At 73.7% G+C, this 20,727-nt stretch carries 18 protein-coding genes; 7 read left to right on the forward strand and 11 right to left on the reverse strand.

The genetic code is table 11. The features are described from left to right. Positions 1-31: 31 nt before the first annotated feature. Together ACZ5NJ_RS21270 and ACZ5NJ_RS21275 are read right to left on the reverse strand one after the other, a co-directional pair. On the reverse strand, positions 32-946 hold the full coding sequence (locus ACZ5NJ_RS21270) for a hypothetical protein (RefSeq protein WP_468766637.1): 915 nt from the start codon (positions 944-946) through the stop codon (positions 32-34). Next, positions 943-2,355, reverse strand: a complete 1,413-nt coding sequence (locus tag ACZ5NJ_RS21275) for a phenylacetate--CoA ligase family protein (protein WP_468766638.1) — start codon at positions 2,353-2,355, stop codon at positions 943-945. The genes ACZ5NJ_RS21270 and ACZ5NJ_RS21275 overlap by 4 nt, the downstream gene beginning before the upstream one ends. 399 nt (positions 2,356-2,754) lie before the next feature. On the opposite strand from ACZ5NJ_RS21275, the gene ACZ5NJ_RS21280 reads away from it, so the two are divergent. From ACZ5NJ_RS21280 to ACZ5NJ_RS21295, 4 genes are all read left to right on the forward strand, one after another. Continuing rightward, positions 2,755-3,597 (forward strand): helix-turn-helix domain-containing protein, encoded by an 843-nt coding sequence (locus ACZ5NJ_RS21280; protein ID WP_468766639.1) that lies wholly within the window; start codon positions 2,755-2,757, stop codon positions 3,595-3,597. A 289-nt stretch (positions 3,598-3,886) separates the two neighbouring features. Then, entirely contained in the window at positions 3,887-5,269 is a 1,383-nt protein-coding gene (locus ACZ5NJ_RS21285) for a uracil-xanthine permease family protein (protein WP_468766641.1), read from the forward strand. Between the two features lie 34 nt (positions 5,270-5,303). Further along, entirely contained in the window at positions 5,304-6,731 is a 1,428-nt protein-coding gene (locus ACZ5NJ_RS21290; RefSeq protein WP_468766642.1) for an amidohydrolase family protein, read from the forward strand. After that, on the forward strand, positions 6,728-7,438 hold the full coding sequence (locus ACZ5NJ_RS21295) for a sulfite exporter TauE/SafE family protein (RefSeq protein WP_468766643.1): 711 nt from the start codon (positions 6,728-6,730) through the stop codon (positions 7,436-7,438). Before ACZ5NJ_RS21290 ends, ACZ5NJ_RS21295 begins: the two co-directional genes overlap by 4 nt. Here ACZ5NJ_RS21295 and ACZ5NJ_RS21300 read toward each other — a convergent pair. The 5 genes from ACZ5NJ_RS21300 to ACZ5NJ_RS21320 all read right to left on the reverse strand — a co-directional run bounded on the left by ACZ5NJ_RS21300 (position 7,422) and on the right by ACZ5NJ_RS21320 (position 11,782). Next, complete coding sequence (locus tag ACZ5NJ_RS21300; protein WP_468766644.1) at positions 7,422-8,516, reverse strand: substrate-binding domain-containing protein; 1,095 nt, start codon at positions 8,514-8,516, stop codon at positions 7,422-7,424. The genes ACZ5NJ_RS21295 and ACZ5NJ_RS21300 overlap by 17 nt on opposite strands. Positions 8,517-8,636: 120 nt before the next feature. Beyond that, positions 8,637-8,861, reverse strand: a complete 225-nt coding sequence (gene infA / locus ACZ5NJ_RS21305; RefSeq protein ID WP_468766645.1) for a translation initiation factor IF-1 — start codon at positions 8,859-8,861, stop codon at positions 8,637-8,639. Positions 8,862-9,076: 215 nt separating this feature from the next. Beyond that, a complete protein-coding gene (acs, locus tag ACZ5NJ_RS21310) occupies positions 9,077-11,074 on the reverse strand; it encodes an acetate--CoA ligase (protein ID WP_468766646.1) in 1,998 nt (665 codons plus the stop codon). Positions 11,075-11,120: 46 nt separating this feature from the next. Beyond that, positions 11,121-11,603: an acetate uptake transporter gene (locus ACZ5NJ_RS21315; protein ID WP_468766647.1), complete on the reverse strand. Its 483-nt coding sequence runs from the start codon at positions 11,601-11,603 to the stop codon at positions 11,121-11,123. 23 nt (positions 11,604-11,626) lie between these two features. Then, on the reverse strand, positions 11,627-11,782 hold the full coding sequence (locus tag ACZ5NJ_RS21320; RefSeq protein ID WP_468766648.1) for a GPR1/FUN34/YaaH family transporter: 156 nt from the start codon (positions 11,780-11,782) through the stop codon (positions 11,627-11,629). 366 nt (positions 11,783-12,148) lie between these two features. Here ACZ5NJ_RS21320 and ACZ5NJ_RS21325 point away from each other — a divergent pair, with 366 nt between their 5' ends. Next, the gene (locus ACZ5NJ_RS21325; protein ID WP_468766649.1) at positions 12,149-13,603 is read left to right on the forward strand and encodes an amidohydrolase family protein; all 1,455 of its coding nucleotides are present in this window, start codon (positions 12,149-12,151) and stop codon (positions 13,601-13,603) included. A gap of 46 nt (positions 13,604-13,649) precedes the next feature. Here the strand turns inward: ACZ5NJ_RS21325 and ACZ5NJ_RS21330 are convergent, their stop codons facing one another. Beyond that, positions 13,650-14,486, reverse strand: a complete 837-nt coding sequence (locus tag ACZ5NJ_RS21330) for a hypothetical protein (RefSeq protein WP_468766650.1) — start codon at positions 14,484-14,486, stop codon at positions 13,650-13,652. Positions 14,487-14,656: 170 nt separating this feature from the next. Further along, a complete protein-coding gene (locus ACZ5NJ_RS21335) occupies positions 14,657-15,397 on the reverse strand; it encodes a class I SAM-dependent methyltransferase (RefSeq protein ID WP_468766651.1) in 741 nt (246 codons plus the stop codon). Between the two features lie 259 nt (positions 15,398-15,656). On the opposite strand from ACZ5NJ_RS21335, the gene ACZ5NJ_RS21340 reads away from it, so the two are divergent. Then, positions 15,657-16,505, forward strand: a complete 849-nt coding sequence (locus tag ACZ5NJ_RS21340) for an MIP/aquaporin family protein (RefSeq protein ID WP_468766652.1) — start codon at positions 15,657-15,659, stop codon at positions 16,503-16,505. A 44-nt stretch (positions 16,506-16,549) separates the two neighbouring features. Beyond that, on the forward strand, positions 16,550-18,067 hold the full coding sequence (glpK, locus tag ACZ5NJ_RS21345; protein WP_468766653.1) for a glycerol kinase GlpK: 1,518 nt from the start codon (positions 16,550-16,552) through the stop codon (positions 18,065-18,067). Between the two features lie 39 nt (positions 18,068-18,106). On the opposite strand, the gene ACZ5NJ_RS21350 is transcribed toward glpK, so the two are convergent. Both ACZ5NJ_RS21350 and ACZ5NJ_RS21355 read right to left on the reverse strand, forming a co-directional pair. After that, positions 18,107-19,306 (reverse strand): MFS transporter, encoded by a 1,200-nt coding sequence (locus tag ACZ5NJ_RS21350; protein ID WP_468766654.1) that lies wholly within the window; start codon positions 19,304-19,306, stop codon positions 18,107-18,109. Positions 19,307-19,331: 25 nt separating this feature from the next. Beyond that, positions 19,332-20,552, reverse strand: a complete 1,221-nt coding sequence (locus ACZ5NJ_RS21355) for a DegT/DnrJ/EryC1/StrS family aminotransferase (protein ID WP_468766655.1) — start codon at positions 20,550-20,552, stop codon at positions 19,332-19,334. Between the last annotated feature and the right edge of the window lie 175 nt (positions 20,553-20,727).

Here is a 20,727-nt window from a genome sequence, read left to right on the forward strand (position 1 = left end):
TAGCCCGTTCATGATCGGCTCCGGCTCCGGCTCAGCCCGTGGCCGGGGCCTGTGCGGCGCGGGTGGGACGTGGGCGCGGGCCTTCGGCCCGGTCGCGGCGGAAGACGATCTCGGCCATCCGCCGCTCCGGGCCTCGGCGGCGCAGGAACAGGTGGCCGAGGAAGGCGGCGGGGCCGAAGAACACCTGGGCGGGCATCACCGCCGGGGTGTGTCCGGTGACCGCGCCGACGAGGTGGAGGGCGGCGACCGGGGCCACGACACCGAAGAGCACGACCAGCGCGATCCCGGTGCGCAGTCCCGCCTTCCCGTAGGCCTTGCAGGCGGCGGTGGTGAACAGGGCGTACGCGAGCAGGTCGCCCATGCCGACCACGGCGCCGAGGTCCTCCCCGATGCGCAGCCCGGCCGCGGGGGCGTACGGCCGGCCCTGGACGGCCTGCGACAGTTCCTCGGTGAGGGGGACGACCCAGGCGAAGAAGGCGTCGTAGACGGTGAGTGCGAGGAGGAACCAGGCGACGTTCCGCAGCCGCATCCCGCCCTGCACGTTGATGTTGGTGGCGGAGACCACGACCAGGCCGACGACGCAGCTGTTGGCGACCCAGTACGGCGCGGAGGTGTCGCCGAAGGCGAGGTGGGCGCCGAGCACGGCGGCGATCAGCGCGGCGATCAGCGCCCAGCGCAGCCTCCCGTTGCCGATGACGGGCTGGTAGCCGACGGACAGGCCCCCGGCGAAGGCAAGCGCGAGCACCACCGGCAGGACGGCGCCGGGCAGCGCGAGGTAGAGGTACGGCAGCGCCAGGACGAAGCCCATCATCACGAAGATGTCCCTGCCGTTGAAGACGCCGACCGGCGGCCGGGCGGTGCGGACGGTGCGGAAGTAGCCGACCGCGCCGGCGCAGACCGCGAGCACCAGGGTGCAGCCGACCGCGAGCTGGAAGAGGACCGTCATGCGTGGCTCCGGGTGAAGGTGTGCTCCAGCAGGTCGCAGCGGAGCGGGAAGCGCAGGGCGGCGTCCGCGTCGTCCAGCGGCAGGACGGTGACGTCGGCGTCGATGCCCGCGGCCCGCAGCCGCCCGGTCACCTCGGCCGCGCCGACGTCCTTGGAGGCGACCTCCACGCGCAGCCGTCCCGCGGCGGTGACCTCGGCCCGGTGGCGCAGCGGGAACGGCAGGCCGGGGGTGCCGTCCAGGGCCTCGACGATGTCGCGCGGGGTGACGACGCCGTGGGCGGTGCGGTGCAGCGCTCCGGCTTTGCCGAGGATGTGGGAGACCGCCGGGACGGAGGCGAGTTCGCAGTCGGGTTCGCCCTCCAGGGTGCGGACCACGTCGCCGGTGTTGTACCGCAGGACGGGCATGCACTCGCGGTAGGGGAAGTACGGGGTGACCGTCAGCTCGCCGAGGCGGCCGGGCCCGGCGGGCTCGCCGGTCTCCGGGTCGAGCACCTCGACGTAGCCCATGTTGGGGTCGAGGTGCAGGTGGTGGTGGGTGCAGTGGCGGCCGCTGACGGGCAGCAGCTCGGTCATCCCGAAGGCGTCGCCGACGGTGGCGGCGCCGAAGGTCTCGCGGAGGGCGGCCGCCAGGTTCCGCGACAGGATCTCCCCGCCGCCGTAGACCGCGCGCAGCGCGAAGTCGTCCGGGCCGTGGCCGCGTTCGCGGGCGGCGGTGACCATCCGGCCGAGGTAGCTGGGGTTGCCGGTGAGGACCGTCGGCTGCGGACCGCCGCGTCCGAGCAGGTGGCCGACGGACTCCTCGGGCGGGATCTGGCCCACGACGTGGCAGGCGGCGTTGACGAGGCGGCACACCTCGACGTCCTCCTGTACGGCGGCCGTCGCCCGGGAGCTGAGGTTGATCTGCATCCGGTCGCCGGGGCCGAGGTCGCCGCGGAGCACCAGGGACAGCGCGATCAGGGCGGGCCACAGCTCCATCTCGTAGCGGGAGAGCCAGATCTGGACGGGGGCGCCGGTGGTGCCGGTCGTCTGCGTCACCAGGTAGGGGGCGCTGCAGAGGAAGTCGTCGGGGCGCGCGATCAGGTCGGCCTTGCGGGTCACGGGGATACGGGTGAGCGTCTCGGTCGTGATGGCGGACAGGTCCGTTCCGGCGAGGCGTTCCCGGTAGAAGGGCGAGCGTTTCGCGAGCCGGCGCACGGTGCGCTGGAGCGCCCGGTTCTGCAGCTCGCGGCGCTCGGCCGGATCGGTGAACGGGCCGTCCGCCAGCTCATCGACGTCGTCGCCGAGCGAGCCGAACTCCTCCAGCGTGGCGAGCGCGTCCGCGACCAGCCGTTCCACGGCCCGTACGTTCAGCTGTCGGCCGAACACCATGGCCGTGGCCACCCGCACCTGCCGGACAGCGGTCTCCAGCACTGATGCCTCCCTCGAACGTCGGACAGGGCGAAGGGGTGGGGGCGGCGGCCGCCCCCACCCCCGTCGTGGTGTGCGTCAGCTGGCGGAACACATGGAGAAGAAGACCGCCGTCATCGCACCCATGACGTACTTGAACTGCTTCGCGCTCGTCTTGATGGCGCTCATATGTGCCTCCCCTGTTTGCTGTGACCGGACGGACGCTCGACTCCCGCAGGAGTTCCGGTGGTCCGTCCCTTGACGCACCAACAGTGGCGCGATCGCGGCGAGCGGGCAATGATCGGGTCCATTCAACGGACCGGTGGGTGAGGGGAGCCATACCGATACCCCAACTGACCTGGTTCGAACGGGGAATTGTCGGGGCCGTCCGATCGATGGCCCCAGCATGAGAGGGGGACCCTCATGGCGAGATCCGGCGCTGAGGGCCGCGGCGTGCTGGAAGGCGCGTTCGCGTTGATGGAAGTGCTCGCGCACGACGACGAGGTGGGGCTGACCCGGCTGGCGAGCGACGCCGCCCTGCCGAAGGCCACCGCCCACCGGCTGCTCGGTCAGCTGGTCGCGCTGGGCGCGGTACAGAGCCACGAAGGGCGTTACCGGCTGGGCCCGCGCACGTTCCGGCTGGGGCAGGCCTGGCATCCGGCCCGTGCGCTGCGGGCCGCGGCGGCGCGGCCGCTGCGGGAGCTCGCGGCGGTCGCCGGCGGCGGGGTGAGCCTGAGCCTGTCGGTGCCCGAAGCGGGACACATCATCGTGGTCGGGGGCCTGCGGGGCGAGGTGGACGAGGTCTTCCCGCTGCGCTCCGGGGTCGTCCTGCCGCCGGGCAGCGCCGCCGAGCTGGTCCTGGCGGCGTCCGCGCCGGTGCCGCGGCGGCCCGCGGGGTGGACGGCGGCCGCCTGGGCGCGCGAGGTGGCCGCGGTCCGCGAGCGGGGGCTCGCGTTCGACTACGAGCGGTGCGTGGACGCGCTGTCGTGCGTGGCGGCTCCGGTGCGGTCGGCGTCCGGTCAGGTGGTGGCCGCCGTGGCGGTGACCGCCCTGGACGGGAACCTGATCCCGCCGCTGTGCGACGCGGTGGGCCGTGCGGCGGCGATGGTCAGCGGCAGGCTGGCGCGGCTGCCGGAGCCGGCGGCACGACCGCGCCGCGGCGGACCGGGGGCGGACGGCCGGGGGGCGGACGGCCGGGGTGCTCACGGCCGCGGCGCTCACGGCCACGGGTCGGAACTCGTGGTTCCGGCGGAGCGGATCCGCTGAGCCCCCCACCGGGGGTCTGAGGGCCGCGCGAGGCCGGCCCGGGGCCCTCCTGGGGCGGCCGTCTTCCCCGCCGGGCCGTGGGTCCGGCGGGGAAGGCGGCTTTCCACGTCCGGGGGCGGGCGCCGCCGGGGGTGGCCCGCAGAGCCGCTGGAATCAATCCGTCCGCAACCCTTGACGGGCCCTCAGAGCCCTCACATACTGGCGGCCAAATCGATTTGGCCCGTGTGATCCGGCGCTTCCCGCAGCCGGACCGGGGCCGAAGCCGGAGCGAGCCGAACGGAGCTCGAACGTGTCCAGTCCCCGCACTCTCCCCCACCCCGTGGACCAGTCCCGCCCACTGAGCCGGATCCTTCTGTTCGGTGTCCAGCACGTCCTCGTCATGGCGGCCACGCCCGTCTCGGCGATCTTCCTCATGAGCGCGACCCTGCACCTCGACGCCCGGCTGACCGTGAACCTGCTCTCGGCGGCCTTCGTGCTCTCCGGGGTCGGCTCCCTGATCCAGTCGCTGGGCCCCTGGAAGTTCGGGCCCCGGCTGCCCTTCGTGATGCTGCCCGGCGGGGCCCCGCTGATCCTCTTCCTGGCCATAGCCGAGGAGCACGGCGTACGCACCGCCACCGGAGCGGTGATCATCAGCGCGGCCTTCTACTTCGTGGTCCTGCCCGTCTTCTCCCGGCTGCTGAAGTTCTTCCCCGCCCTGGTCATCGGCACGATGATCGTCATCGTCGGCGTCAACCTGGTGAAGGTCGGCGCGCTGCTCGTCACCGGGCGCCCCGGCCGGCCCGGCTTCGCCGACCCCGTGAACCTGGGCCTCGGCCTGGCCACGATCGGCTTCACCGTCGCCCTGTACTGGCTGTTCAGCGGGGTCCTGCGGCAACTGGCCGTGATGCTGGGCCTGATCGCCGGCAGTGTGCTGGCCTTCGCGCTCGGCCGGGTCGACTTCGGCGGCGTCACCGAGGGCGGGATCCTGAGCGCCCCGCAGCTGATGCCGTTCGGCACGCCCGAGTTCCACCTGGTCGCCGCGCTGCCGCTGATGCTGTACGGCCTGGCCTCCATGGCGGAGGCCACCGGGCAGACCGTCATCAACGCGGAGACCGTCGGCAAGGAGATCGACGTGCGGACCGACGTCCCGCGGACCATCCGCGGTGACGCCCTCGTGTCCGTCCTCGCCGGGTTCCTCGGACTGCCGCTGATGGTGACCAGCGGCGAGAACATCGGGATCGTCCGGGTCACCGGGGTGCGCAGCCGCTACGTCACCGCGGCGGCCGGCGCCGTCCTGATCGCCATCGGCTTCCTCGCTCCGGTCATCCGCGCCATCAGCGTCATCCCGTCCGCCGTCGTCGGCGGCACGGCCATGGTGGTCTTCGCGGTCATCACCGTGCTCGGGATCCAGATGCTGGGCCGGGCCCGACTCGACCGGCACTCCGACGCGTTCATCTGCGCCGTCGCCCTCGCGCTGGGCCTGCTGCCGATCCTCGTCCCCGGCGTCTACGCGGGCGTGCCGTCCGGTGCGCGGATCCTGCTCGAAAGCGGCGTGGCCGTGGGGGCGTTCACCGCCGCCGTCCTCAACGTCCTCTTCCACCACGTACGCCCCCGGCTGGTCCGGGGCCGCGCCGGACGGCCGTCCCTCACCCCCGCCGACGCCGGCGGCCCCAGCCCCCTGCCCCATGCGTGATCCGCACCCGAAGGACGAGATGACCACCCTCCCCATGACACACGAGCCCCCCGCCGGCGCCCCCCTGGGCCCCCACCACCTGGCCGGCGGACCCCGACTCCTCTGTCCCGCCGTGACGATGACCCCCGAGGGGCCGAAGGAGGGGCAGGCGGCCGTGGTCGCCGACGGCGTCTTCCGGGCCGTCGGGCCGGCCGCCCGGCTGGAGCGCGAGCACCCCCGTCTGACGCCGGTCCGGCTGCCCGGGCACGTGCTGATGCCCGGGTTCGTCGACGCGCACCACCACCTGACGCAGAGCTTCGGCGCGGCCCTGGCCTTCGGCGAACCCTCCGAGATCTTCCGTCGCGTCTGGGTCCCCCTGGAAGGGGCCCTGGACGAGGAATCCGCCTACATCGCGGCGAAGTTGGCGGCCCTGGAATCCCTGCGGGGCGGGTTCACCACGGTGGCCGAGGCCGGTACCCGGGCCCCGGTGGACGCCGGTGTCGTGGCCTCGGCCGCCGGGGACGCCGGGATCCGCTGCGTCCTGGGCCTCGTCTGCAACGACGCCCCCGACCCCGCCGGGGCCGGGGGGAGGGACCGCGCCGAGGTGCTGGCCGCCGCCGAGCGGCACCTCTCCCGGTACGAGGGCGCCGCTCTGGTCCACCCGTCGCTGGCGGTCTCCGTCCCGGAGGCCGCGACCGGCGAGACCTTGCGGGACACCGCCCGGCTCGCCGCCGAAGCGGGCGCCGTCGTCCAGATCCACGTCAACGAACACCTCGCCGCCGTGGAGCGCTCCCTGGTCCGGCACGGCCTGCGCCCGCTGGAGTACCTGCGGGACGTCGGGGCGCTGGGACCGCAGTTGCTGGCCGCGCACGCCACCCTGGTGACCCCCGCCGAGCTCACCCTGCTCGCCGACACGGGCGCCGCCGTGAGCTACAACCCCGTCGCCAGCGCGTGGAAGGGCAATGCCGTGGCCCCGGCGACCACCATGGCCGAGCGCGGCATCCGCTTCGGTCTGGGCACCGACGGCACCCGCGGCGACGCCTTCCGCCTCGTGGAGGCCGCCGAGTCCGCCCAGCGCCTCGTCTACGGCCTGGCCACCGGCGACTCCTCCTGCGGCGCGGGCTGGTCCTGGCTGGAGCGCGGCGGCCCGGGCGGCGCCGACGCCGTCGGCCTCGGGGCGCTCACCGGCCGGATCGCCGCCGGGGCGGCCGCCGACTTCCTGCTCGTCGACGTCAGCGGCCCGGAGATGCGGACGTCCCGGGACCTGCCCTGGGAACTGGTCCGGCGCGGCAACCGCGACCAGATCACCGCCGTGTTCGTGGCCGGCCGGCTGCGGATGTGGCGGGGCCGGCCCGTCGGCTGGGACGACCGCGCGCTCGTCGAGCGGGCCGCCGAGCTGGCCGAGGAGGTGGTCGCACGGGCCGCGGTGACCCGGGCCCACCCCACCTCGACGGACTCGCGGACCAGGAGCGCGGCCCGGTGAGCGGCACGACGATCACGCTGCTCGCCCTGGTCGTGGCGGCCGCCGCGTTCGTCCAGGGGACCAGCGGCCTCGGGTTCGCCCTGGTCGTGGCCCCGGTGGCCGGCCTGCTGGACCCCTCGCTGCTCCCGGTGTTCGTCCTCGCGTCGATGATCCCGCTCAACGTGTACGTGGTCTGGCGCGAACGGCACGCGGTCGACCTGCGGGGCGCGGGCTGGATCTCCGCGGCGCGGCTCGCCGCGACCCCCGGCGGGCTGCTGCTGCTCTGGGCGGTGCCCGGGCAGCGGCTCGGCCTCGTCGTCGGCGTGGCGACCGTCCTCGCGGCGGCCGTGAGCCTGGCGGCGCCGGCCTTCGTCCCCGGCCGGGCCGCCTACCTGGGGGCGGGGGTGGTCACGGGGCTCACCGAGACCGCCACCGGGGTGGGCGGTCCGCCCCTGGCCCTGGTGTACCAGCACCGGCCGCCCGCGGAACTGCGCTCCACGGTCGCCCTGTGCTTCCTGGTCGGCGAGGTCGTCTCGCTCGCGCTGCTCCTCGCGACCGGTCAGGGCACGCCGGCCCAGCTGGGCTGGGCGGTGGGGCTGTTGCCGGCCCTCGCCGTCGGGGCGTGGCTGAGCCGGCTGGCGCACCACCGGATCGACGCCGCGCGGATGCGCCCCCTGGTGCTGGGGTTCGCGCTCGTCTCCGGCCTGGTGCTCATCCTGGCTCCGTGACGCGCAGCGAGGAGGCCCGCGCGATCACCCGGGGCTCGGGGGCCGGCGCCGCCGCGGATCCTTCGGCGACGGCGCCGTCCCCGGCGCGCAGGCGGGAGAGGAGCAGCTCCACGGCGTCGGCGGCCGCCCGGTCCAGGTGGAGGTCGACGGCGGTGAGCGGCGGGTCGCAGGTGCGGGCGCGCGGCCCGTCGTACCGGGTGGCGACCAGGACGTCCTCGGGGATCCGCCGGCCGCTGTCGAGGACCGCGCGGACGGCGCCCACCGCGAAGACGTCGACGAGCGCGCAGACGGCGTCGGTCTCCGGGTGCGCGGCGAGCAAGGCGGCGCAGGCCTCGTATCCGGCCTGCTCGCCGCCCTCCTCCGGGGCGGTGGCGACGACGGGGGGCCAGCCCCCCTGCTCGGCGGCGCGTTCGTACGCGGCGCGGGCGTCGACGGAGGAGTGGCGCGTACCGGCGCCGATGAGGAGCGCCGGGCGGCGGGCCCCCTGGGCGCGCAGGTGCTCCAGCAGCAGCGTGGTGACGGGGCCGCCGTGCAGGTCCACGCAGGGGGCGTCCGTGGGCGCCACCTCGCGGCCCAGCGCCACGTACGGCAGGCCGCGCTCGCGCAGCTGCGCGACGGCCGGGTCGTCCTCGCCGGGCTCGACCACGATGGCGCCGTCGATGTCGAGGGAGTGCAGCGGCGAGCCGGACTGCACGGGCGGGACGAGGACCAGCGCGTAGCCGTGCACCATGGCCCGCTCGGCCGCGGCGGCGGCGACCTCCATGTAGAAGCCGAGCCGGGAGGGCCCGGCGGCCACCGCGAACGGCATCGAGGAGGCGAGGGCGATGGCCTTGGCCTGGCCCTTGCGCAGGCGCTGCGCGCGCAGGTTGGGCCGGTAGCCGAGCTCGGCGGCGGTCTGCTTGATGCGCGCGCGGGTCCGCGGGTCCACCTTGCCGAGCCCGTTCAGGGCGTGGGACACGGTGGTCGGCGACACGGAGGCGGCCCGGGCGACGTCGGCGATCGTCGGCGGTCTCCTGCGGGGGGCGCCGGCGGGACCGGTGGGGGAACCGGAGGCGGAAGCGGAACCGGAACTGGACATCTGCGGAAACGCTCCTCGCTCGCTCGGCCGGGACGGCCCCCTCATCTTCGCCGACCGCCCGGCCGTCCTCCAGCCCCGCTCCCGGACGCGTGCCGGCCGGCGCGGGCCGGTGGGCACTGGCTAGTTGCGGTACCGGTAGACGATCCGGCCACGGGTCAGGTCGTAGGGGCTCAGTTCCACGAGCACCCGGTCCTCGGGGAGGATCTTGATGTAGTTCTTGCGGATCTTCCCGCTGATGTGCGCGAGCGCGTGGTGCCCGTTCTGGAGCGTCACCTTGAAGGTCGCGTTGCGCAGGCACTCGACGACGGTGCCCTCGACTTCGATGCCCTTGGCTGTCCTCGGCAATGTATTCCGTTTCTCTCGGTTTCGCGGTTCCGTGCGGGTGTGTGACGGGGGTGGGGTGGGAGCCGGCCGTCGGCCGGTCGCAGGCCGACTCGGCGCCGGCGCGGTGGGTGTCGCCCGGGCCGGGATGGTGCCCCCGTGGGCCGGCACGGCGTTCCGACCCTACCCGGCTCCGGCGCCGCGACCCACCGGTTTTCCGCGCGGGGCGCGGTCGTGGCTCATTCCTCCTCGCCGCCGCCCCCCGCCGCCGCCGGCAGCCGCTCCTTGATGACGTCCATGACGGAACTGTCGGTGAGCGTGGTGACGTCACCGAGTCCGCGGTGGTCGGCGACGTCGCGCAGCAGGCGGCGCATGATCTTCCCGGAGCGGGTCTTGGGCAGCTCGGGCACCACCAGGATCTCCCGGGGACGGGCGATGGGGCCGATCTCCCGGGTCACGTGCGCCCGGAGTTCGTCCACGACGGACCGGCCCCCGGCACCGTCGTCGCCGCCGTCGTCCCCGGCGTCCGCGCCGGCGCGCAGGATGACGAACGCGACGATGCCCTGGCCGGTCGTCGCGTCCGCCGCGCCGACCACCGCCGCCTCGGCCACCTTCGGGTGCGAGACGAGCGCCGACTCGACCTCGGTGGTGGAGATGCGGTGTCCGGAGACGTTCATCACGTCGTCGACCCGGCCGAGGAGCCAGATGTCCCCGTCCTCGTCCTTCTTCGCGCCGTCCCCGGCGAAGTACCGGCCCGGGAACCGCGACCAGTAGGTGTCGAGGTAGCGCTGCCGGTCGCCCCAGATGGTGCGCAGCATCGCCGGCCACGGTTCGGTGAGCACCAGGTAGCCGCCCGCTCCGTTCGGTACCGGGTCGCCGTGGTCGTCGACCACGTCGGCGGCGATGCCGGGCAGGGCGCCCATCGCCGAGCCGGGCTTGCAGACGCTGAGGCCGGGCAGCGGGCTGAGCATCTGGGCGCCGGTCTCCGTCTGCCACCAGGTGTCGACCACCGGGCAGTGGTCGCCGCCGATGTGGCGGCGGTACCAGATCCAGGCCTCCGGGTTGATCGGCTCGCCGACCGAGCCGATGAGGCGCAGGCAGCCCAGGTCGAAGGCGGCGGGGATCTCCTCGCCCCATTTCATGAAGGTCCGGATGGCGGTCGGCGCGCAGTACAGGATGCTGACCCGGTACTTCTCGACGATCTCCCACCAGCGGCCCTGGTGCGGGGTGTCGGGGGTCCCCTCGTACATGACGGAGGTGGCGCCGTTCGCGAGGGGGCCGTAGACGATGTACGAGTGGCCGGTCACCCAGCCGATGTCGGCGGCGGTCCAGAAGACGTCCCGTTCCGGTTTGAGGTCGAAGACGGCCCAGTGGGTCCAGGCGACCTGGGTGAGGTAGCCGCCGGAGGTGTGCAGGATGCCCTTGGGCTTCGCGGTGGTGCCCGAGGTGTACATGATGTACAGCGGGTGCTCGGCGTCGAAGGCCCGGGCCTCGTGGTGCGGGGACTGGCGGTCCACCTGCTCGTGCCACCACACGTCGCGGCCCTCCGTGAACGGCACGTCCTGGCCCGTGCGGCGGACGACGAGGACGGTCCGCACGTCGGGGCAGTCGGCCACGGCGCTGTCGACGGCGGGCTTCAGCGCGGCGGCGGCGCCCTTGCGGTAGCCCCCGTCCGCGGTGATCACCACGCGGGCGTCGCAGTCGAGGATGCGCCCGCGCAGCGCGTCGGAGGAGAAGCCGCCGAAGACGACGGTGTGCGGCGCTCCGATCCGGGCGCAGGCGAGCATGGCGACGGCCGTCTCGGGGATCATCGGCATGTAGATCGCGACCCGGTCGCCCTCCCGGACGCCGAGCGCGGTGAGGGCGTTGGCGGCGCGGCAGACCTCGTCCTTCAGCTGCGCGTAGGTGATCGTCCGGGTGTCGCCCGGTTCGCCCTCCCAGTGGAACGCGACCCGGTCGCCGTGCCCGGCCGCGACGTGCCGGTCGACGCAGTTGTGGGCGACGTTGAGGCGGCCGCCCGTGAACCAGCGGGCGAACGGCGCGTCCGACCAGTCGAGCACCTGGGTCCAGGGTTCGGCCCAGTCGAGCCGCCGCGCCTGGGCCTCCCAGAAGGCGAGCCGGTCCCGCTCCGCCTCGCGCAGGGTTGCGTCCGTGACGTTGGCGTGCGCGGCGAGGTCCTCCGGAGGGGGGAAGCGGCGTTCCTCGTGGGACAGGTGGGACAGGGTCTGGTCACTCATGGCCGTTCCTCACTCCTCGGCCGGCCGCGGCAGGCGCGGCGCGGCCCTATCCGGGCCCGGCGGCGGACGGCGAGCCGAGCGGCCACACCGGCAGTACGGTGCGTTTGAACGTGCTGTTCGTGACGATGGCGAACGAGGCGTACCAGGCGATCACGGCGGTCACGAGGCCCATCCAGCCGCCCGCCTTCGTCACGCCGCCGGACTGTGCGAAGGCCCCGACGGTCAGCAGCAGGAAGGTCAGGCTGAGGGTGACGAACACGGCGAGGACCGCCCCGGTCGTACGGGCGGCGGCGATGGTCATGTACACCGTGAAGATCGTCCAGGCCAGCAGGAACAGGCCGGTGGCCTGGTAGAGCTGGGGGACGTGCAGGAGGTGCGGGACCACGGACCGGGCGAAGGCCCAGTAGGCGAGCCAGAACCCGCCGAACGAGGCGAACGCCGTCGCGGCGAACGTGTTGCCGCGCCGGAACTCCCACATTCCGGCGAGGAGTTGGACGATGCCCCCGTAGAACAGGGCGAGCGGCAGCACGACGGCCTCGACCGAGCGGTCGATCAGCCCGCGTTGAACCAGCTCAGTACGAAGGTGGTCATCGCGAAGGCCGCGAGCCCCAGGGCCCCCGGATCCGCGACGGCGGGGATGGTCGCCGGCGGCGCCGGCACTCTCGGGGGGAGGGCGGATTCCGATGCGTTCCGGCCGGGGTCTGCCACGACGGCTCCTTTCCGGCGGGCGTCGCCGTCGCCGGCCCGCCCGCGCCCGTCCCGGGCACGGCACCGGGTCCCGCCACGGCAGGTCTTGCGGCGCCCGCTCGTCCGCGGCCCGGGCCGTCGGCCTGCGGATCACCCGCGGCTCGGCGGCCCGCCACCGCCCCCTGCGCCTTTCCCGTACGAAACCGGCCAAACCGACCATGGCGTCGACGGCACGCGCTCACGTTCCGGAAAAAGCTTTCCGCTGACGTCTATCGAATGGCCACGGGCTGGGAATGCTGCGGGTGTTCTCCCGCCCCGGCCCGACGCCCCGTCAGCGTCGCGCCCAGGGCGGGCCTTCCGTTCTGAGCCCTCGGGAGGCAACACGCCATGCAGTCGATCCCCAGCACCCCCACCATCTCCTCGGTCCCTTCGGTCCCTTCGGCCCCCACCCGTCGCGGCCTCCTCGCCGGCCTCGGTCTGGCCGCCGCCCCGCTCGTGCTCGGCTCCGCCCCGCGCCCCGCCCCCGTCGACCCGTCCTCCCGCCCTCCCGCCCAGGGCGGCCGGACGGTCCTGCTCCGCGGGGCCGCCCTGGTCCTCACCATGGACCCGGCCCTCGGCAGCGGCCCGCTCGGCGCCGTCGAGGGCGCCGACGTCCTGATGCGCGGGGGCGCCATCGCCGCCGTCGGGCCGGCGCTGCCCACCCCGTCCGGCGCCTGGGTCGTGGACGCGTCAGGGAAACTGGTCATGCCGGGGTTCGTCGACACCCACAACCACCTCTGGCAGGCGGTGATCCGCGGCGGCTGTACCGACCGGGACTTATTCGGCTGGTTCCAGGCGTGTACCGACCCCCAGCGCGGCCGCCTGACCCCCGAGGCCCTCCACAGCTTCGTACGGCTGGCCGCCCTCGACGCCGTGCAGTCGGGCGTGACCACGCTGGTGGACTGGGTGGACATCTTCTCGTACGACCTCGTCGAGAGCTACGTACGCGCCCTGGCCGGCACCGGGCTGCGGTTCACGTACGCCATGTTCCCGCCGGCCCCCGACGGGGCGCTGGCGGCGAAGGTGAAGAAGGAGCTGGTCGACCCGGTTCCGCTCGGCTCCTTCCAGATCGCCACGCACGCGGCGCGGTCGGCCGAGGCCGACAACCGTGCCCACTGGGAGACCGCCCAGGCGCTCGGGGTGATGCTCAACTCCCATGTGCTGGAACGCCCCGAGATGCGCGCCGACGATCCCGTCGGCGTCCTCACCGACATCGGCGCACTGGGGCCCCGGCTGCTGATGAACCACGCGATCCACCTGACGGACGCGGAGATCGCCGCCATCGCCGAGCACGACGTACGGCTGGCCCACTGCCCGCTCAGCAACATGCGGCTGGGCTCCGGCATCATGCGGCTGTCCGACCTCGGGCGCAGGGGCGTCAAGGTGGGGCTCGGGCTGGACGGCGGCACCGACGACACCTCGGACTTCCACGCCCTGATGAAGACGGCCATCGGCCTGCAGCGCGCCCGGGCGACCGAGGCCACGGTCTTCCCCCAGGTGCAGGACGTCCTGCGGATGGCCACCCTGGGCGGCGCCGAGGTGCTCGGCCTCGCGGACCGCGTGGGGTCCCTGACCCCCGGCAAACGCGCCGACCTGCTGGTCATCGACCCGGCCGCCCTGAACTTCGCCCCCCGCTTCGACTGGACGGGCCAGATCGTGTTCAACGGCCGCCCCGAGAACATCGACGCGGTGTTCGTGGACGGCCGGGCCCTCAAGCTCGGCGGCCGGCTGGTCGACGTCGACACGGCCCGGGTCGTACGCGACGCCGAGGCGGCCGCCGGCCGCCTGCGCGCGGCCGGCTGACCGGACCCGCGACGGGGCGCCCGGCCGCCGCGCGGGCCCGGCCCCGTCAGACCGGGTAGGTGAGGGAGCCCAGCGGCGGGCAGGGGGCGAGCACCCTTCCGGCGCCGGGGCGTTCGACGAAGGCACGGGATTCGGCGGCCCGCCGGCGCAGGGAATCCAGCTCGTCGGCGTGCCGGGCGTCGCGCACGGCACGGGTGTCGTCCCACGAGCCGTCGATGAGGCTGAGGCTGACGTTGCCGGAGCTGCGCCGGAACTCCGCCTGCACGGCGACCCGTTGGATCGCGGTCTGGGTCGCGGCGAGGTCGAGCCGGGTGACGAGGACGCCGGCGGTGTCCGGTTCACGGGTCGGCAGGGGGGCCTGCGGGAGCAGCGACACCCCGGTGTCGTGGCGGCCGATGTCGTCGACGGCCGCGGTCTGCGCCTCCCTCGCCGTGGTCTGCATCTCCTGGTGCAGCCAGAAGAACTCGTCGAGGTCGGCCTCGGTGACCCGCATCCGCGCGTACAGGGCGCGGAAGCGGGGGTCGCGGTGCAGGGGGCGTATGAGGCCGATGTGGAACGCCACGCAGTCGTTGTAGCCGGCCGTCACCGCGGCGTCGAAGTGGAAGACAGCCCGCTCCGCCTCCCCCCGCAGGACGGCCGCGCCGCCGAGGATCGCGTGGCCCGCGGCGACGAGCCAGGCGCCTTCCGGGCCGAGCGCCGAGGCACGCGCCACGGCGTCGTGGAGTCCCGCGGCGACGTCGACTCCCCGGGGGGCGGAAGGGACCGCGCCCGTGAGGAAGGAGAACGCGTCCGGCGCCGGCGCGGCCGCGGCGGCGCTCTGGGTCAGATGTGTCACCAGCAGTTCGTGGACGCGGGCGGTCAGTGAGTGGACGGTGTCGGCCATGGATCTCCTTGGACCTCGACGGTGAAGCGTGGCACCTGGTACCGGTGTTGAGTATGGGTCAGGCCGGGCCGGTGAGGTCGTTCCGCGGGCGCGTGGCGTACGGAGCCGGCCGCGCCCCGGGCGGTGGGGATGTCCCGCTTGCCCGGGGCGCGGCCGTGCGCGTGTCGGTGTCAGGCGGTGCAGCGGATCATCGTCAGCGGCGGGTTCGCGTCGTGGTCCGCCCAGAACTCCCGGCCGTACTTCTCCACCCCGGCCTCCGAGATGGTCAGCGGGATCCACTCGACGCCGGTGAACCCGGCCGCCTCCAGGGTCCGTTCGTACGTCTCCCGCGACGGGACGACGGCCTCGAAGGAGACCGGCGGGTCGAGCAGGGCGGTGAGCCGGATCCCGCGCCCGATCTCGTTGTCCTTGCCGGTCGCCTCGCACAGGAACCCGTACTTGTCGAGCGACGGACCGTCGAAGTCGTAGGCCGGGCTCTGCACGAACAGGTGGAACGACCCGCCGGGCACCACGCCGCGCCGGATGTTGTGCATCATCCGCTCGATCTCGGCCACGTCGGCGGCGTAGTTGAAGGCCTGGACGGCGACGGCGACGTCGAACGGCCGGTCGAATTCCCGCAGGGTCGCCGTGTCCCCGACCTCGTAGTCGATGCCCAGCGGCTCGGACCCCTCGATCGCCCGGGCCGCGTCGACCATCGCACCGGAGATGTCGAAGCCGAAGACGCGGGACGCGCCGCGCCGCTTCAGCTCACGGCTGTAGAAGCCGGTTCCGCAGGCGATGTCGAGCACGGACTTGCCCGTGACGTCCCCGACCAGGGAGAGGAAGCTCGGCACCTCGCCGTAGCGGATGATCGGCAGGGTCTTGAAGCCCTCGAACGCTTCCCCGATACCGTCGTACAACTGACCACTCATCGTGGTTCCCCCTCGATTTGTGGCGTCGGCTCCCATGACGAGCCGCGGCCCTCGGTGGAGAGTCTCCTGCTTCGTCCACGGGACGTCGCACTGGCCGAACGTACGAAGATCACGCGGAGTTCTCCCAGATGACTCCAACAGGCCACGGCCCCCTCGGGACCCCGCTCCCCGCGCCCGATGCCGTCGCCGGACTTACGATGGCGCTAGAGGACTCGGGGCAGTCGACGGCCGGTCTCTGGCCGGCGGGAAGCGGGCACCCATGGCTGAACGGCTCAAGAAGTCGGGGCTGATCGGCGAGCTCTCGGCGGAGTTCGCCGGGACGATGATCCTCATCCTCTTCGGCGTCGGCGTGGTGGCCCAGGTGGTCGCCGGCGGCGGCCTCACCACTCCGCCGGGCGGTCTGGGCAACCACGACAGCATCGCCTGGGCCTGGGGCCTCGGCGTCACCCTCGGTGTCTACGTCGCCGCCCGGCTGAGCGGCGCCCACCTCAACCCCGCCGTGACCGTCGCGCTGGCGGCGTTCAAGGGGTTCCCGTGGAGCCGTGTGGCCCCGTACGCGCTGGCCCAGACGGCCGGCGCCTTCGTGGCCGCCCTCATCGTGCGCTGGAACTACTCCGAGGCACTGGCGAAGGCCGACCCGACGCACACCATCAAGACACAGGGCGTCTTCTCCACCCTGCCGGCCAACGGCAACCCGAACCTGCCGGTCACCGAGTGGGGCGCGTTGCGCGACCAGATCATCGGCACCGCGATCCTGCTGCTGCTGATCCTCGCGGTCACGGACCTGCTCAACACTCCCCCCGGCGCCAACCTCGGCCCGTTCATCGTCGGCCTGATCGTCGTCGCGATCGGCATGGCCTGGGGCACCAACGCGGGCTACGCCATCAATCCGGCGCGCGACTTCGGGCCCCGGCTGGCCAGCTTCCTCACCGGGTACGGCGGCGCGTGGCGCGACCAGTACGGGCACTTCTACTTCTGGGTGCCGATCGTCGGTCCGCTGATCGGCGGTCTGCTGGGAGCGGGCCTGTACAAGGTCTTCATCGGCCGGTACCTGCCGACCGCCGAGCCGGAACCGCCCGGACGGGTGCCGTCACCGGACGAGAGCTGACCCGACCCGCAGGACGGGACGGACCCGAGAGAGGCGGCAACCCCATGGCTGACTTCGTCGGCGCAGTGGACCAGGGCACCACCAGCACCCGTTTCATGATCTTCGACCACGCGGGCAACGAGGTGGCCAGGCACCAGCTGGAGCACTCGCAGATCCTGCCCCGGTCGGGGTGGGTCGAACACGACCCGGTCGAGATCTGGGAACGCACCAACTCCGTGATCCAGAACGCCCTGCGGCACGGGAACCTTTCCGCGACCGACCTGGCGGCCATCGGCATCACCAACCAGCGGGAGACCACCGTCGTCTGGGACCCGCGCACCGGCCGCCCCTACTACAACGCCATCGTCTGGCAGGACACCCGCACCGACTCCATCGCGGCGGCACTGGACCGCTCGGGCCAGGGCGACGTGATCCGGCGCAAGGCGGGGCTGCCGCCGGCGACCTACTTCTCCGGCGGGAAGATCCAGTGGATCCTGGAGAACGTCGACGGCGTCCGGGAGGCCGCCGAGCAGGGGCACGCCCTCTTCGGCAACACCGACTGCTGGGTGCTGTGGAACCTCACCGGCGGCCCCGACGGCGGCATCCACGCCACCGACGTCACCAACGCCAGCCGCACCATGCTCATGGACCTGGAGACCCTCGACTGGGACGACGAGCTCCTGGGCTTCTTCGGGGTGCCCCGGTCGATGCTGCCGACCATCAACCCCTCCTCCGATCCCGAGGCGTACGGTCAGGCCCGCACCTCCCGGCCGCTACGGGCCGCCATCCCCATCACCGGCGTGCTCGGCGACCAGCAGGCGGCCACCGTCGGCCAGGTCTGCTACGCCCCGGGCGAGGCCAAGAACACCTACGGCACCGGCAACTTCCTGGTGCTCAACACCGGTACCGAGCTGGTCCGGTCCCAGCACGGCCTGCTGACCACCGTGGCGTACCAGTTCGCCGGCCAGCCCGCGGTGTACGCCCTCGAAGGGTCCATCGCCGTCACCGGCTCCGCGGTCCAGTGGCTGCGCGACCAGCTGAAGATCATCACCGACGCGGCCGAGACCGAGCGCCTGGCCTCCACCGTCGAGGACAGCGGCGGCATCTACTTCGTGCCCGCCTTCTCGGGCCTGTTCGCCCCGTACTGGCGCTCCGACGCCCGCGGCGCGATCGTCGGCCTGGCCCGCTACCACGACAACGGCCACCTGGCCCGGGCCACCCTCGAGGCCATCTGCTACCAGAGCCGGGACGTGGTGGAGGCGATGGAGCAGGACTCCGGCGTCCACCTCGACGTGCTCAAGGTGGACGGCGGCGTGACGGCCAACGACCTGTGCATGCAGATCCAGGCCGACGTGCTGGGCGTACCGGTGAGCCGTCCGGTCGTCGCGGAGACGACCGCGCTCGGCGCCGCCTACGCCGCCGGTCTGGCGACGGGCTTCTGGCAGGACACGGACGAACTGCGCACCCATTGGCAGGAGTCCAAGCGCTGGGAGCCCCAGTGGTCCGAGGACCAGCGGGCCGAGGGGTACGCGGGCTGGAAGAAGGCCGTGGAGCGCACCCTCGACTGGGCCAAGGTCGAGTAGCCCCGGCGGACGGCCGGGACGGTCCGGAGGCCAGGGGCGTCAGGGGCGGCGCAGGCGGGGGGTCAGGAGCGCCATCGCCGCCATCAGCGCCGGCAGGACGAGCATCGCCCACCGCAGGGTCGCCGCCTCGGCCAGCGCGCCGATGACCGGCGGCCCCGCGAGGAAGCCGACGTAGCCCACCGCCGAGACGGCGGCGAGGGCGGAGCCGGTGCGCTCGGGCCGCAGGGCCGCCGCGTGGGCGAAGACGAGCGGGATGACCGCGGCCAGCCCCAGGCCCAGCAGGGCGTAGCCGGCGAAGCCCGCCGCCGTCGTCGCGGCGAGGATCGGGACGAGGGCCCCGGCGCCGGCCACCACGGCGCTCAGGAGGGTGAAGCGGACGGTGCCGAGGCGGGCCCGCAGCGGGTCGGCGGTGAGCCGGCCGATGACCATGCCGACGGAGAAGACGGCGTACCCCAGACCGGCGGCGCCCGCCGAGGACCCGGTCTCCTCCTTCAGGTACACCGCCCCCCAGTCGTTGACGATCCCCTCCCCCATGAGCGCGCAGAAGGCCACCAGGCCGGGGACCCACAGGCCCGGGCCGGGCAGGGCCAGCAGGGGGTCCCTCCGGGAAGGGGCGCCGGGCCGGGGCGGATCGGGGGCCAGGGCGGTGGCGGCGGCCCCCGCCACGGCCAGCAGGACGAGGGCCGCCACCGTGAAGTGCGCCCGGATACCGACCCCGGCGGAGGCCGCCAGGCCCCCGGCGGTGGCTCCGGTGATGCCGCCGAGGCTGAACATGGCGTGGAAGCCGCCGAGGACCGGGCGGCCGTAGGCGCGTTCGACAAGGACGCCCTGGGTGTTCATGGCGACGTCGACGGCCGTGTTGCCGCAGGCGAACAGGGCCAGGGCCCCCGTCAGCGCCGCGAGGTCCGGGACGTACGGCAGGCCGGCGAGGGCGCCCAGGTAGGCGGCCATGCCGGTGCACAGGACCGTTCGGCTGCCGTACCTGGCCACCAGGCCGCCGACCAGCGGCAGCCCCAGGAAGGCTCCGCCACTCAGGCCGACGAGGGCCACGGCCAGTTCCCCGGCGGACAGGTCCAGCCGGCCCTGTACGGCGGGGACACGGGCCGCCCAGGTGGCGAAGGCGGCTCCGGTGACGAAGAAGACCGCTCCGACGGCCAGCCGCGTCGTCCCCGGCCGCCGGCTCCGGCCGGGGGTGTGCGGCGCCTCGCGTCCTTGCGCGGTCTCGGGCCCGTCTCGCATCGTCGTACGTTCCCTTCCTCGTACGTCACCGCGCCGCCGCGGCCGTCCGCCGGGTCAGGGCGATCAGCGCCTCCCGTTCCTCGACGAGGACCTTGTACAGGACTTCGGCGTAGCGGTGCATCGTCGTGGCGTCGTTGGGCGGCCCGAAGGAGCTGAAGCTCTGCCCGAGCACCAGGCGGCGCAGGCAGACGTCCTCGCTCACCGGGTACTGCGCGGGGTCGTAGTGGTGGCCGGGGCGGGCGTGTCCGCAGCTCCAGGGGCATCCCCGGCCGTAGCCGCGCAGTTCCCGGAACAGGGTCTGGCCGGGGACCGGCTGCGGCTGCCAGCGCATGATGCCGAGGCCTTCGGCGGCGACCGCCCGGGCGAGCGCGTCGCGGAAGGCGGCGACGGGGAGGCCGTCGAGCCCGAGTTCCCCGGGCTCGACCAGCAGGGGGTAGAAGAAGTAGACGTGCGTGCGGTCCTCGGGCACGGCCGGGGTGCGGATGCCGGGTACGCCGTCGAGGGCCCGGGTGAGCGCGGCGCCGTTGGCCTGCCGGACGAGGGACATCTCCTCCAGACGGGTGAGCTGGGAGCGGGCGAAGGCGGCGGCGAGGACGTCGATGCGGTAGTTCCAGCCCATGATGCGTGCGTTGTAGTCGCGGCTCTGGCCCGGGAGTTCCTCACCGAACATCAGCACCCGCCGGGCCAGCCGGTGCTGTTCCTCGTCGCGGGTCGCGAACAGGCCGCCCTCGCCGAGGGCGGAGAGGGTCTTGGACCCGTTGAGGCTGGCGCCGCTCATGGTGCCGAGGGACCCGACCGGGCGGCCCCGGTAGGTGGCCCCGTGGGCCTGGGAGGCGTCCTCGATGAGGACGAGGCCGTGGCGGTCCGTGATCGCGCGCAGGGCGTCGTGGTCGGCGGGCAGGCCGTTGAGGTCGACGGCCACGACGGCACGGGTGCGGTCGGTGATCCGCTCCTCGATCCGGGCCGGGTCGATGGTGAACGTGACGGGGTCGGTGTCGACGAACACCGGGATGGCGTTGGCCTGGAGCACGCAGGAGGCGGAGGCCAGGAAGGTGTCGGCCGGGACGAGCACCTCGTCGCCCGGCTCCACCCCGGCGGCCGCAACGGCCATGTGCAGGGCGGCCGTACCGGAGTTGGCGGCGAGGACGTGGGGCATGCCGGTGAACTCGGACCAGGCCTCCTCCAGGGCGGTCACGGTGCGCATGGGCCAGTGCCAGGGGGTGGCCTGCTCCAGTGCGTCGAGCACGGCCTTGCGGTCGGCGTCGGTGACATGCGGCCAGGGGGCCGCCTCGCCCTCGGCGAGCAGTGGGGTGCCCCCGTCGACGGCTAGACGAGTAAGTCCGAAGTCCTGGTCAGTGGTCGTAGGCGATCAGTGATCGTGTGATCGGTGTTCCGGTGGCCCGGTTGTGCCAGATCGCGGC

The organism is Streptomyces sp. NPDC032091 (genome assembly GCF_055580265.1).